The 12,872-nt window shown below is 70.0% G+C and carries 11 protein-coding genes; all 11 read right to left on the bottom strand.

Going from position 1 to position 12,872, the window contains the following annotated elements; translation table 11 throughout:
* Positions 1-11: 11 nt before the first annotated feature.
* Positions 12-821 carry an SAM-dependent methyltransferase gene (locus Q0Z83_RS24070; protein WP_317796243.1) on the bottom strand — a complete coding sequence of 270 codons (810 nt, stop codon included), beginning with the start codon at positions 819-821 and terminating at the stop codon, positions 12-14.
* Positions 822-872: 51 nt separating this feature from the next.
* Positions 873-1,454: a hypothetical protein gene (locus Q0Z83_RS24065; protein WP_317796242.1), complete on the bottom strand. Its 582-nt coding sequence runs from the start codon at positions 1,452-1,454 to the stop codon at positions 873-875.
* A 68-nt stretch (positions 1,455-1,522) separates the two neighbouring features.
* Positions 1,523-1,990: a DUF3592 domain-containing protein gene (locus tag Q0Z83_RS24060; protein ID WP_317796241.1), complete on the bottom strand. Its 468-nt coding sequence runs from the start codon at positions 1,988-1,990 to the stop codon at positions 1,523-1,525.
* A 17-nt stretch (positions 1,991-2,007) separates the two neighbouring features.
* Entirely contained in the window at positions 2,008-3,096 is a 1,089-nt protein-coding gene (locus tag Q0Z83_RS24055) for an acyltransferase family protein (RefSeq protein ID WP_317796240.1), read from the bottom strand.
* Positions 3,093-3,578: an SRPBCC family protein gene (locus Q0Z83_RS24050; protein ID WP_317796239.1), complete on the bottom strand. Its 486-nt coding sequence runs from the start codon at positions 3,576-3,578 to the stop codon at positions 3,093-3,095. Before Q0Z83_RS24050 ends, Q0Z83_RS24055 begins: the two co-directional genes overlap by 4 nt.
* Before the next feature lie 93 nt (positions 3,579-3,671).
* Positions 3,672-4,889, bottom strand: coding sequence for a hypothetical protein (locus tag Q0Z83_RS24045; protein WP_317796238.1), 1,218 nt, complete (start codon positions 4,887-4,889; stop codon positions 3,672-3,674).
* The gene (locus Q0Z83_RS24040) at positions 4,882-5,424 is read right to left on the bottom strand and encodes a SigE family RNA polymerase sigma factor (protein ID WP_317796237.1); all 543 of its coding nucleotides are present in this window, start codon (positions 5,422-5,424) and stop codon (positions 4,882-4,884) included. The genes Q0Z83_RS24045 and Q0Z83_RS24040 overlap by 8 nt, the downstream gene beginning before the upstream one ends.
* Before the next feature lie 180 nt (positions 5,425-5,604).
* The gene (locus Q0Z83_RS24035; RefSeq protein WP_317796235.1) at positions 5,605-7,203 is read right to left on the bottom strand and encodes a carboxylesterase/lipase family protein; all 1,599 of its coding nucleotides are present in this window, start codon (positions 7,201-7,203) and stop codon (positions 5,605-5,607) included.
* A gap of 113 nt (positions 7,204-7,316) precedes the next feature.
* Entirely contained in the window at positions 7,317-8,480 is a 1,164-nt protein-coding gene (locus tag Q0Z83_RS24030; protein ID WP_317796234.1) for a glycoside hydrolase family 1 protein, read from the bottom strand.
* Between the two features lie 57 nt (positions 8,481-8,537).
* Positions 8,538-11,618 (bottom strand): alpha-L-rhamnosidase, encoded by a 3,081-nt coding sequence (locus Q0Z83_RS24025; protein WP_317796233.1) that lies wholly within the window; start codon positions 11,616-11,618, stop codon positions 8,538-8,540.
* On the bottom strand, positions 11,615-12,865 hold the full coding sequence (locus tag Q0Z83_RS24020; RefSeq protein WP_317796232.1) for an ABC transporter substrate-binding protein: 1,251 nt from the start codon (positions 12,863-12,865) through the stop codon (positions 11,615-11,617). Before Q0Z83_RS24020 ends, Q0Z83_RS24025 begins: the two co-directional genes overlap by 4 nt.
* Between the last annotated feature and the right edge of the window lie 7 nt (positions 12,866-12,872).

Here is a 12,872-nt window from a genome sequence, read left to right as displayed (position 1 = left end):
GTTTGCGGCTTCTACGGTTTGCGGCCGACCAGCGCGTTGCACATGACGTCGGCGGCGGCCGCACGGGCCGGGTTGTCGTTGTGCCAGTCGGCGACCGAGACGACGCCCGGCTCGACGATCTCGATCCGGCCCGCGAACAGGTCGGCGAACCGGTGGCCGTCACGCGGCACGAACCGGCCGTCCCGGTTCGACTTCTGCAGCTCGGCGACCACGTGCTCGGGGGTGTGCTCCCAGGTGGCGTGACTGGCCGCGACCCAGCTGCCGGCCGGTAAGCGGTCCAGCAGTTGCGCCACGACACCGTCAGCGTCCTCGTCGTCGCGCACGAAATGCAGCACCGCGATCAGCAGCAGCCCGACCGGCTCGCTCAGGTCGAGCAGTTTGTGCAGGTCGGGGTGGTCCAGGATCGACGCCGGGTCGCGCAGGTCGGCGTCCAGGTAGGCGATCGTCCCGGGCGTGCCGGCCATCAGCGCGCGGGCATGCGTCAGCACGAGCGGGTCGTTGTCGGCGTACACGATCCGGGCCTGCGGGTCGACGGCCTGGACGATCTCGTGGGTGTTGCCGGGCGCCGGGATGCCGGTGCCGATGTCCAGGAACTGCCGCACGCCCTGCCGCGCGATGTGTCCGGCGGCCCGGCCGAGGAATGCCCGGTTCTCCAGCGCGGCGGTCCGGATCGACGGCATCACCGCGGCGATCTGGTCTCCGGACTCCCGGTCCGCGGCGAAGTGGTCCTTACCGCCGAGCCAGTAGTTGTAGCGGCGGGCGGGGTGCGGCCGGCTCGAGTCGATTGCGGGTGGTCTCGACCCGGCTGCGTGTTCCGTCACCACTTCGTCCTTCCCATCCCATTGATGCCCAGGGATGGTAGCCGGTGTGGGTCAGGCGGCGGGTGCCTCCTCCTGGATCTTGGCGGTGATCAGCCCGATGTGACGCAGCCACCGGTTCGCCAGCCGGACCATGCGGTGACCGTCGGCGTCGCGGTGTTCGGACAGGTGGGTGTGCGTCAGGTGGCTGTCGTCGCCGCTGGAGCGCCGGCCGAGCCGGTCCCAGCGGCGGACCGTGCGGCCGTCCGGGCTGTAGATGACCTCACGCAGGTCGCGGGTGTCCGGGTGGTCCGCCTTGCACAGTTCGACCAGCCAGGCGTTGAAGTCGTACAGATCGAAGGTGCCGCGCGGCGTACGGACCTTGAAGAACCCGATGTCCATCGCCGACGCGTGATCGTCGAGCCCGTCCCGGTCCCGTCGCGACTCGTCGACCGAGTACCGGTCCCGGCCGGCCCGCGCCCGGATGCGGTCTTTGCCGAGGTGGTAGGAGTCGCCGCCGGCCTTGTGTGCGGCGTCCCCGACGATCCCGGCCTCATGCGGATCAAGATCGTTCTTGACGGTACGGTCCGGATGCCGATCGAGATGGTCGAGCAGCAGCCGCCGCGCCTTCAGGTGATTCGGTTTAGCGGCCGTCATCGAGCATCCTTCTTCCGCCGGTCGGTACTGCCTTGAACAACGGGGCCGCCGGCGGTTGGTGATGTTCCCTATCGGCGTATCCGGCGGTCCCGCCGCCGCCGGCTCAAACGGTCCAGGGTGAGCAGCGCCATGGACACGAACAGCACGAACCCGACCACCCCGATACCGCCCTGGACGCGCCCGCGATGCCCGCTCAGCACCCCGAAGTCGGTGACGAAGTCGCTCGGATCGGCGGGGCTGACCCAGATCGCCACCGGCGTGCCCGCCGGATGACAGACCTGCTCACAGGGAACCTCGGTCCAGTGCCGGGCGCCGCCCGCGTCGTACCGCAGATGCATGGTGTTGCTGTTGCGGGGTTGATGTTCGAGGTCGTAGACGACCGCTTGAGCCGGCGCACCCTCCTGGCGGAGCCGTTCGCCCCAGGCCACGTTGTCGAGATGGGTCTGATAGGGCAGCCAGACCATCAGCAGCCCGGCCACCGCCCCGAGCCCGTAGAACGGGAGACGCAGCTCCCACCAGCTCCGCACGAAGTCCACAGTGGGTCATCATGCCCTCATCCGCGTGGTGCCTGAAGCCGGGCGGCGATCGGCTGTTCGGCGTAGCGGTTCACCAGGACGGCGACGGTGATCAGGACGGTGAGGATCAGGGCCAGCAGGGTGATCGGGCCGATCGGGGTGTGGTGACGCAGGAAGTGGACGGCGGCGAAACCGGCCACGTAGTGCAGCAGATAGAACGGGTAGGTGGCCGTGCCCAGGACGGCCAGCGGACGCCACCGGATCCAGTCGAGGCGGTGCGTGGCCAGCAGCGCCAGAATGACGAAACAGAGCGTCACCAGAACACTCGACGGGGTGTAGGACGCGCCGTGACTCGCCTGCCACGGGTTGCCCTCGTAGTAGTGGATCGACAAGGCCCAGCTGAACGCCACCAGCAGCCACGGTTCCAGCCGCGAACCATGACGGTAGAGCAGGTAGAACGCGATTCCCGCGACGAAGTAGTGCGAGTTCCCGCGCATCACCAACGCGTCCAGCCACGGGCGTTGCAGCTCGGCGGCCACGATCGAGGCCGCACTCCAACAGAGACAGAAGGCGACGACGTTGCGGTACGTGAGACCGATCCACACCACGGCCAGGAACAGCAGGTAGAACTTGAGTTCCAGCCACAGCGTCCAGTACACGTCGTCGACGCGGGGCACCCCGAGCGGGTCGGCCAGCAGGAACAGGTTCGCCGGTAGGGCGCGGAACGGCACCGGGCCGAACACCCTGGGGTACGCGGCGGCGACCATCGTGGTGATCGCGATGCACACCCACAGTGCCGGGAACAGACGGACGAACCGTGACCGCAGGTACTGCCCGGGGGTGCGGCCCCAGGCCGTCATGCAGATGACGAACCCGCTGATCATGAAGAAGAACGGCACGCCGACCCAGCCGTACGACGCGACCGTGTAGAGGCTGCCGAACACCGCTTCGGGTGGGTCGCCCCAGATCCGTACGCCTCCGGTGCCGGCGACCGCGACCAGGTGGAAGACGGCGACGCCGAGGGCCGCGGTGAACCGGAAGAGGTCGAGCGCCGGCAGGCGCGTACCGCGGCGGTGAGGTGGTTCGGCCGGGCGGCTCGCGGCGATGGCCGGCATGGTCATCGTCATCGGGCGGTCTCCGCGGGCCGGGTCGGTCTGATCGCGTGCAACAGCTGCACCCACAGCGATCGGCGGGCCGGGCGGCGGACCGTGCCGGTGGCGGCGCGTTCGGCGTTGTCCAGCAGGTCGGCGACGAGCGCCTGGTGGAGCCGGCGTTCGGCGAGTGGCCAGAGCAGCAGCATCGCGCCCCGGGACTGGGCGACCAGGATGTGCACCATCTCGGCCCGGTCGTGGGTGATGGCGCGGACCCACAGCTCGTGGTACCCGGCCAGCGGCGAGTCGGCCGGGAACTCGAACCGCACCCGCAGACCCGGCTGGTAGGCGGTCACGGTGTAGCGCCACGTCCCGTGGCCGCCGTTCGCGCCGGTGTCGAGAGGGCGGTCCAGCCACAGCGGTTCGTCGTGAGGCCAGAGGGTGTCGTTCGGGCCGGCCAGGCGGTCGAGCATCTCGCCGAGGACGGCCACGGGTGCGGCGATGACACGTCGTTGCATGTTGATCATGAGAGCTCCGTACGGGCATGGCGAAGCGATTCGCCACCGAGGGTGGGAATGGGGGTGTCGTTCGGGCGGGCCGGGGCCCGGGTGTCAGCCGCTGGTGGCGGGCAGCGCCTCGCCGAGGACGGACCAGGTGGAGGTGTCGTCGGGATCGGCGATCCGCATGCCGCGCAGCACTTTCAGCAGCTCGGTGCCGTCCGGCTCGGCGGTGGCCGTCGCCTCGACGACGTACGCCCCGTCCGCGGTGACCCGGTAGCAGACGCTCTGATCCGGCACGCAGAACGGCTCGACATCGGTTGCCGACGGCGGTGTGTGCGAGGGCTCGTAGGTCGGCCAGTGGGACGGCTCGAAGGACGGCTCGTAGGACGGCTCATACGAGGGCCAGTCCGAGACGCCGGGGGAGGGGTCGAAGGACGGGCCGCCGGACGGGTCGGCCTGCGCCCCCGCCCACAGGAAACCCGTCAACTGGGACTCGGCGACCCAGCGCGGGTAGACGGTCACCCGCAGGTTCGACAGGCCGTCGCCGGTCAGCGGCTGCGTCAGGGAGGCGTACTCCTCCGGCTCCTTGGTGAAACGGGCGGCACCCCGCTGCAGCTGGTCGCCGGTCACCGCGAAGTCGGGATTGGTCCCCATCGAGCTGAGGTGGTAACCGGCCGGCAGGTAGGTCATCCGCCACGGCAGGGTGGCCGGACGGTCCGGCGTGGTCCGCATCGCCGCGGCCAGCCGGAGCATGTCGGCCTTGCTCAGATGACCCTGCCCGGAGTGGATCACGGCCCAGGCGCCCGGCGCATACTGCCAGGCCAGCGAGCGCTCGTCGGCGGAGTACCGGCCGGCTTCCGAACCGACGGCCACCGACTCGGCGTCGCCGAACCGGGCCGGATCGAAGACCCCCGGACGGTAGACGGTGAGAACCGACTCGCTTTTCGGAACCTGCTCGGTCAGGCCGTCGCCCCGCTCGTATCGGGTCGCCTCGCCGACCCGGCGGATGGCCGACTGCTGATAGCCGGGCGTGACGTTCACCGGATCGCTGACCTCGATGTCGCTCACCTCGAAGGCGCTGATGCTCTGGTTGAACGCCGTCACCGCGTAGAACATGACCGGCCGACCGCTCGCCGGGACCGTCCGGTTGCCGACGATCATCTGCGGTACGAACGTCACCGCGGCCATCGCCAACACCGTCCCCGCCGCACTGCCGACCCAGGTCATCCGCCTGCGGGTGCGCCGCCGCCGGCCGCCCGTCACGAAGTCGTCGGTGCTGTGCCGCATCGGCGGCTCGCCCTCGTGCGCCGACGCCAGCAACTCATGCATGTCGAGAGGCATAGCGCTCCATCCCGTTCGAATCGTCGGCGGACAGGTCGGCGTCGACCCCGAGAACGTCACGCAGCGTGCGCAGGCCGCGGACGGTGTGGCTCTTCACGGTCGCCTCGGGGCAGTTCAGTGCCTCGGCGGTCTCCTGTACCGAGAGCCCCTCGAAGTAGCGGAGCACCAGCACCGCCCGACGACGGGCGGGCAGTTGGGCCAGCGCCGCCCGGATCCGCAGACGCTCGTCGACGTCCGGGGCGGTGTCCGCGCCGACCTGCTCGGGAATCGCGTGCCCGGCCGGATGCTCCCGGCGCCACCAGGGCCGGCGGACCTCGTCGATGGCGGCCCGGACCACCATGCTGCGGGCATAACTCTCCGGCCGGTCCACCCGCCGCCACCTGTCGTAGAGCTTGGCCAGGGCGGTGAAGACCGCGTCCTCCGCGAGTTGCCAGTCACCGCAGGTGAGGTAGGCGAGTCTGCGCAGGGCATGTGCCTGCGCGTCGACGAAACTTCGGTAGTTCGCCTCTTCATCACTGTTCACCAGCCGGGGCTCCTGTCTGTCCGAGGACTAGACGGCCGCCGGACCGCACAGCGGATGCAAAGTGACCGAACTTTTTTCAAAAACTTTCCGCTCCCGCGTCACGAGCGCCGCACTCTACCGCCTCGGCTCCGTGACGCGGCGTGCCGCCGGCTCCGGGGATCCCGGAACCGGCGGCATCGGTCACGCCCGCCTTTCCCAGTACAGCCGTTCGCTCCGGTCCGGGTCGTTGACGATCTTGCAGGTGGCGTCGATCCACATGGTGGCGCGGTCCCGGCGGTGGTAGGCGGGCCAGTGCGGCACCCCGGGGGCGTTCGGGTGGCCGTCGCGGGCGAAGCCGGCCCAGAGCGCGCTCATGTGCCGTGCGGTGGCCCGCTCGCCCGCGGGCTTGTCCGAAGCGGTGTTGGCGAACTTGAGCGGGATGTCGGAGGCGTGCGGCGAGCCGAGGGGGAAGTCGGTGCCGGGCACCAGGGTCGGGTCGGGGTAGGCGAGCTGGTACATGTACACCGGCGCACGGCGCTGTGCCGCCTTGGCTTCGGCGATCTTGATGGCGTCACGCCAGATCGGTGACGTGGTGATCGCGAAGTACAGCTGCGCCGGGGTGGCTCGCGGCCGTGACCGGCGGAACGTGGCGATGATCTCGTCGAGTTCGGCGCCCTGGTAGGTGCCGCTCAACCGGCTACGCAGACCGGCGTCGTCGATGCCGAAGACGTCCTTCGGGCCGAACAGGCTGAAGAACACCGTCTCGTCGCGGGTGGTGCCGACCATCAGCGGCTTGTCGGCCGAGAACGGCGCTGCGCCGTCGGCGAACGGATGCCGGGGGATGATCCGGCCGTCGACGAAGGCGCCGAAGCCGGGCAGCACCGGGTCCGGGTCGCCCCAGGGGGCGACACCGTTCGCCGCCTCGGACACCTGGACCTCCAGGAGCCGGGCGGCCGGGATGTCGTGCAGCGTCCGGATGTCGCGGCGGGTCAGCCCGAGCAGGTGCAGGGTGCGGTCGGCGCGGTTGACGGCGCCGTCGCGGGTGGGGAACCGCAGCGGTGCGGCGCTCTCGATCGACGCCTTATGGAACAGTCGGGAGGCCGCCGGCATGGTGTAGACGGCCGCGGTCTTCGCGCCGCCGCCGCTCTCGCCCCAGACCATGATGTCGTCCGGGTCGCCGCCGAAGTTCTCGATGTTCTCGGCCGTCCATCGCAACGCCGCGAGGATGTCCTGCATGCCCTGGTTGGCGGCGTATCCGTCCTGGAGGAAGCCGAGATACAGGTAGCCGAGCAGGCCGAGCCGGTGGTTGGACTCGACCACCACCACGTCGTACCGGCGCGCCAGGTTGCCGCCGTCCTGCCCGGTGGCGGAGCCTGAGCCGATCATGTAGCCGCCGCCGTGGTTGTAGAACATCACCGGCCGGCGCTTGCCGTCGACGGCCGGGGTCCAGATGTTCAGGTAGAGGCAGTCCTCCGACGGCGCCGGCATCCGGCCGTTGCCGGCGGGGCCCATCTCGCCGCCGGCGACCTGGTAGGCCGGATTCGGGAAGTCGACGGTGTCGCGGACGCCGTGCCAGGGTTTCAACGGCTGCGGTGCCCGGAACCGGAGTTCACCGAGCGGCGGCATGGCGTAGGGGACGCCGAGGAACTTGACGATGCCGCCCTCGCGGCGGCCACGGACCCGGCCGTACCGGGTGGCCGCCTCGTCCTTCCCTCGGCCGCGGTGGGCCTGTGCCGGCGCCGCGGCGAGGGCCGTGGCGGCCACCGCCAGCGATCCGGTGAGCAGAGTTCTGCGCTCCATGAACGATCAAACCTCCTTCGACAGGCGCACCGCGTGCGCCAGGTCGGGATCGGAAAGGCCCGGACCGGGAACGCGGTCCGGGCGGTGAGCGGCCTTCTCCTCGCGAGTGGGATTCACCGGCGGGTTCCTTGTCGGATGAGGTCGGCGAAGGCGTACGCGCTGGGTTTGGGGTGGCGGGTGAAGTCGTCACCGACGGCGATCAGCCCGAACGTCGGCCGGTACCCCTCGGACCACTCGAAGTTGTCGAACGCCGACCAGTGCAGGTAGCCGCGCACGTCGGCGCCTTCGGCGATGGCCTGGGCGGTGGCGGCTACGTGCGAGCGCAGGTAGGCGATGCGCTCGGTATCGTCCTCGGTGGCGATGCCGTTCTCGGTGACGTACAGCGGTAGGCCGGTCTTCGCGGCGCGGTGCAGGATCTCGCGCAGCCCGTCGGGGTGCACGGCCCAGCCCATCTGTGTCACCGGCACAGCGGGCGGTGGCGGCGCGAAGAAGAACGGGGACGACGCGTCGACCCACTGTTTGCGGTAGTACTGGACGCCGAGCCAGTCGCCGCCGTCGACGCCGGTCAGGCCGTCGAGGTAGCGGTCGACGATCTCGTGGCGCATGAGTTCGAGGAAGGTGCCCTCGCCGGCGAGAAGGGGCAGTTGCACCGCGAGGCCGATCCGGGTGCCGCCGGCGGCGCGGATCGCGGTGACCGCCGCCAGGTGGGCGTCGAGCAGGACACCGCCGACACGCCGCCACAGGGCCGGGTTGGTGACGCCGGGTGGGTGGTAGCCCTCCAGGTAGCCGTGCAGGGCGATCATCTGCGGCTCGTTGATGGTGCAGAGGTACGGCATCAGGTCGCCCAGCTCCGTTGTCACGCGCGCGCAGTACCGCGAGAAACAGGAGATCGCGTCGGACGCGAGCCAGCCGCCGCGAGCAGACAACCAGCGCGGCAGGGTGAAGTGGTGCAGGGTGACGAAGGCGGTCATCCCGGTGCCGGCGAGCGCGGTCAGGACCCGCCGATAGTGGGCGATGGCGGCGCGGCTGAACTCGCCGGGCGCGGGTTCGATCCGGGACCATTCCAGCGACAGCCGGTGTGCGGTGTGTCCCAGCGAGGCCAGGAGCGCGAAGTCATCGGCGTACCGGTGGAAGTGGTCGATGCCGTCGCCGGACGACCATCTCGCGGCAGACGCGGGGTTCTGTTCGAAGTCCCACCAGTCGTTGTTGTGGTTGCCGCCTTCGACCTGGTGGGCCGAGGTGGCGCTGCCCCACAGGAAGCCGTCGGGGAATCTCACGCGGGTCCTCTCGGGCGAGCGGCCCGGCCTCCAGGGGGCAGAGGCCGGGCCGCTCGGTCAGGTCGTGCTGAAGGTGTAGGTGCCGGACGGCACCCGGTAGACGGCGTAGCCGTCGGCGTTGCGCAGGAACTTCGCGCGGTGCGGGATGCCGGTCACCCGTCCGCCCAGCGTCGGTACGTGGACGGTGGCGGTGGTGTTCGGCGGGACGGTGACGGCCAGCCGCAGCCGGTCGCCGTCGCGCTTCCACTCCGAGCGGGCGGTGCCCTGCGGGGTGGTGTAGTGGCCCTTGACGAAGGTGAGATCTCCGACGACCTTCGGCTGGACGACCAGGTCGCGGTAGGCGGTGGTGCCGTCGGCGGCCCGGATGCCGGCCAGGCCGGCGTGGAACCATTCCTCGATCTGGGCGAGGATCATGTGGTTCTTCGAGTCGCCGCGGGTCCACCGTTCGCCCATGGTGGTCATGCCGCCGGGGTTGGCGACCGTGGACGCCATGAAGTGGCCGTAGCCGGGCTGTTCGTCCTCGTGGATCAGATCCCAGAGCACGTCGTCGCGGCCGCCGGCGGACAGCACCCGCACGGTCGGGGCCATGCCGATGGTGCCGCCGCTGAAGTGCGGGCCGTCGCCGTCGGGGTGGAACGCGTAGATCATCGCCACCAGGCCGTCGAGGACCGCCTGCCGTTCGGACTCCGGCACCAGTCCGGCGTCGAGGGCGAGCGCCTGCGCCGACTGGGACACGGCGCCGCCGTCGGCGTAGAGCTTGCGCGTCGGGTCCCAGAAGGCCTGGTGGAACGCCGCCTTGATGTCGGCCGCGAGCGCGGTGTACTTCGCGGCGTCCGCGGGTGGCGCGAGTCTCGCCAGCTCGCTGATCATCATGTAGTAGCCCCAGGTGCCGGTGATCTTCCCGGAGACCGGTTCGGCCGACACCCAGTCGGCCAGGGCCGCGTCGACGATGTTGCCGACTGCTTTCTGCCGGGCGATGTAGTCGGCGAAGCGGACCATCGGCTCGTAGTAGCGGGCCGCGGTTTCGGTGTCGCCGTAGAGCTGCCGCAGAAACCCGGGGACCAGGATGATCGCGTTGCCCCAGTTGATCTCGTCGCCGAAGCGCCCGGTGTAGCCCCAGTCGTAGACCGGGGTCTTGAGCGCGACGTTGCCGGCCATCGGGGTGTCCGCGATCGACTGACCTTCGACCAGGTGCCGCTCGTGGGTGCGCAGGTAGGCGTCGAGGTCGAAGTTCCGGTGGATCGACCCCATCGGCATGGTGTAGTCGGCCGGGTAGGACAGTTTCTCCCGTCCCGGGCAGTCGGTGAAGACGCTCATGATGTTGCCGGCGAACGAGTACCAGGCCATCCGGTGCAGCCGGTTGACCCGCGCGTTCGACGTGGTCACCGCGCCGGCCGACGGGGTCTCCGCCTGGACCCGCAGCCCGGTGATCGTCTCCTTCGTCGGCACATAGCCCTCGGGAAGGCCGGTGACCTGCACCCACTGCATGCCGAAGTAGTTGAAGTCCGGCCGCCATCGCTCTCCGCCGCGCAGCCCGGCCGTGGTGTAGGTGTTGAACAGGTCCACGCCCCGGCTGCCGCCACCGCCTCGGAGCGACGCCTGGTCGACGGTGCCGTCCGCGGCGAGGGACTCGGCCGGCGACACCCGGACCGTGGTGCCGGCCGGCAGTCCGCCGGTCAGCGTCAGCAGCGGGAACCCGACGATGTTCTGCCCGAAGTCGAACACCCACGTGCCGGGCACCGGGTTCGTCACGGAGACGGGCTCGTACCGGTCGGCGATGGTGATCGGCGGAGCCGTCCGTGCCACCAGCCTGGTGGCGAGGTTCGGCGGCGGTGCGAACCCGGCGGCGATCCACCCGGTGGGCGTGCCGTCGCGCCGCTTCGCGGTGGCGGACAGGTCGGACTTCGGCTGGTCCCAGCCCGGCTGTTCGCGACGGGCGTCGAAGTCCGACCCCGAATACCAGGCGTCGGTGATCAGCGGGCCCAGCGCCGTGCGCCAGGTGCGGTCCGAGACGATCACCGTCTTGCGGCCATCGGTGTACGAGATCTCGAGTCGCGCGATGAACCGGGGTGTCACGGCCGCCCCCGCGCCGGCGTCGCTCGCCGCGATGTTGTTGCCGGATCCGGTGACCGTGACGCCGGCCGGGTGCGACCTCGACAGGCCCGGCGTGAAGGTGATGCCGTCCGCGCCGATCGCCGTGATGACCCGCGATTCCAGGTCGTCGCCGCCACCACCGGTGTCGACGTTGACGGTCCCGCCGACGTGATAGCCGGTCACGCTGCTCACCGTGACCGTGGTGGCCCCGGCCTCGGCGCCGCCGACCAGGGTGCCGTTGCCCTTGAGTTGGCTCTGCCACCACGAGTACGGCGCGGTCCGTCCGACGGCCGGGTTGGTGACGCTGCGCCGCACGTAGGCGGGGCCGCTGCCCAGCCGTACCCCCACGGTGTTGTGGCCTTTGTGCAGTCGGTCCGTGATGTCGTAGACGCGGTACTCGCTGGAGAGCTGGTAATTCGAGTAACCGGGCGCGAGCACCTCGTCGGTCAGCGTGCGGCCGTTGACGGTAGCCAGGTGCATGCCGACCCCGGACAGGTAGAGCCGGGCCTGGTCGACCTTGCGGTGGCCGTCGACGGTGAACTGCCGGGCGAAGATCGGCATCGGCTGCGTCTCGGTGCGGCCCGGGTATTCGATCCAGCGCGCACCACCCCAGTCACTCTGCTCCAGCAGGCCGGTCTCCCAGGTCGACGCCCGGCTCCAGTCGGTGGCCCGACGGTTCGCGTCCCAGGCACGGACCCGCCAGCTCAGCCGCTGCCGTGAGGTCAGCGCCGTACCGTCGTAGCGGACCCCGGATTGGACGGCCGTATAGACCTTGCCGGAGTCCCAGAGCAGCCGGTGACGAGCCGTGTCGTAGACCCGGATCTGATAGGCGGTCTGCCGGTCCGCGGCCGGCGCGGAGGTCTCGGCGAAACGCCAGCCGAAGACCGGGTTCGGGCTGTCGAGGCCTGACGGCTGGTCCTCGCGGCCGTCGACGCGTAACCCGACCACACGCAGGCGGGGGGCGCCGGCGAAGGCGGGACCAGGAGTCAACAGGGCCGCGGAGGGGGCGGCGATGGAGATCCCGAGTGCCGTTCGCCGTTTCACGCGCCGGCCTTGTAGTCGGTGTCCATGTCCTTCAGGACCTCGTCGGCGGTGGCCTGGTTGCTGAAGATCTCCTGCAGGCCGCTGAGCATGGTCTGCTGGACCTTGGCGTTCGGCCACAGCTGGTCCATGAACGGCACGGTCTTGTCGCCTTCGACGAACGTGGTGAGTTCGGCCAGGCCCGGGTCGACCGTGGTGCCGGCGCCCGGCAGCGTCGGCAGGCTGCCCTGCGCCTCGTTGAACGTCTTCATGCCCGCCGGGCTCATCACGAACGTGATGAACTTGAGCGCGAGGTCCTTGTTCTCAGCCTTGGCGTTGACGCCGTACCCGGCGCCGGCCGCGGCGGGCATGATGAACGATGCCGGGTCGTCGGTGGCCGGCAGTGCCTTCATGGTGAACGTGCCGGTCGGGTTCTTCTGCTTGAGCAGCCCGATGATCCAGTTGCCCTGGATGATGCCGAGAGTCTTGCCGGTGGCGGCGAGGGTCTGGCTGGCCTCGTAACTGGTGCCGAGCGGGTCCTTCTGGAAGCAGCCGGCGCTGTTCATCTCCTGGTACTTGGCCATCGCGGTGGTCCACGGCGACCCGGCGAAGGTGGCCTGACCGGCGGCCATCTCGGCGTCGAAGTCTTTGTCGCCGCTGTAGACGGTGGTGGCGACCAGGCCGTACAGCGCGATCTGGGTGACCCAGTTGTCCTGGATGCCGAGAGCGAAGGCGGGGGTGCCCTTGCCGGCGGCGGCCCGGCAGAAGGCGAGCAGGTCGGTCCAGGTGCCCGGCGCTTTCAGGCCGGACTTGGTGAGCGCCTCGTCGTTGTAGACCGCGCCGATGCCGTTGAGTCCGAACAGTGCGTTGTACGTCTTGCCTTCGTACTGGGCGACCTTCTTGAACGCGTCCGGCAGTTGGGCGGCCCACGGCTGGTCGGACAGGTCCAGCAGGTAGCCGGGCTTGGCGATCACGTACGTGGCGCCCGGGTTGCCGTTGCCGGGCCACACGGTCATCACGTCGGGGGCGGTGCCGGAGGCGAGTTGGGTGCGGATCTGCTGCTGGTACTGGTCGGCGCCGCTGGTGGTGAGGTTGACGGTGATGCCGGGGTTGGCGGCCTTGAACGCCTCGACGACCTTCTCGATCGAACCCTGGTCGACCGAGGCGATCGTCAGGGTCTTGTCATCACTGGAGCTGGAACCGGAGCCGGTGCCGCTGGAGCACGCGGTCAGAAGGGACGCTGCCGCGACCGCGGCGAGGACTTTTCGCATTGATCTT

Source organism: Actinoplanes sichuanensis, from assembly GCF_033097365.1.
In the GTDB taxonomy this organism is placed as follows: domain Bacteria; phylum Actinomycetota; class Actinomycetes; order Mycobacteriales; family Micromonosporaceae; genus Actinoplanes; species Actinoplanes sichuanensis.
Note: the sequence above shows the minus strand (reverse complement) of the source record. Positions and strands in the feature narration are given on the sequence as shown.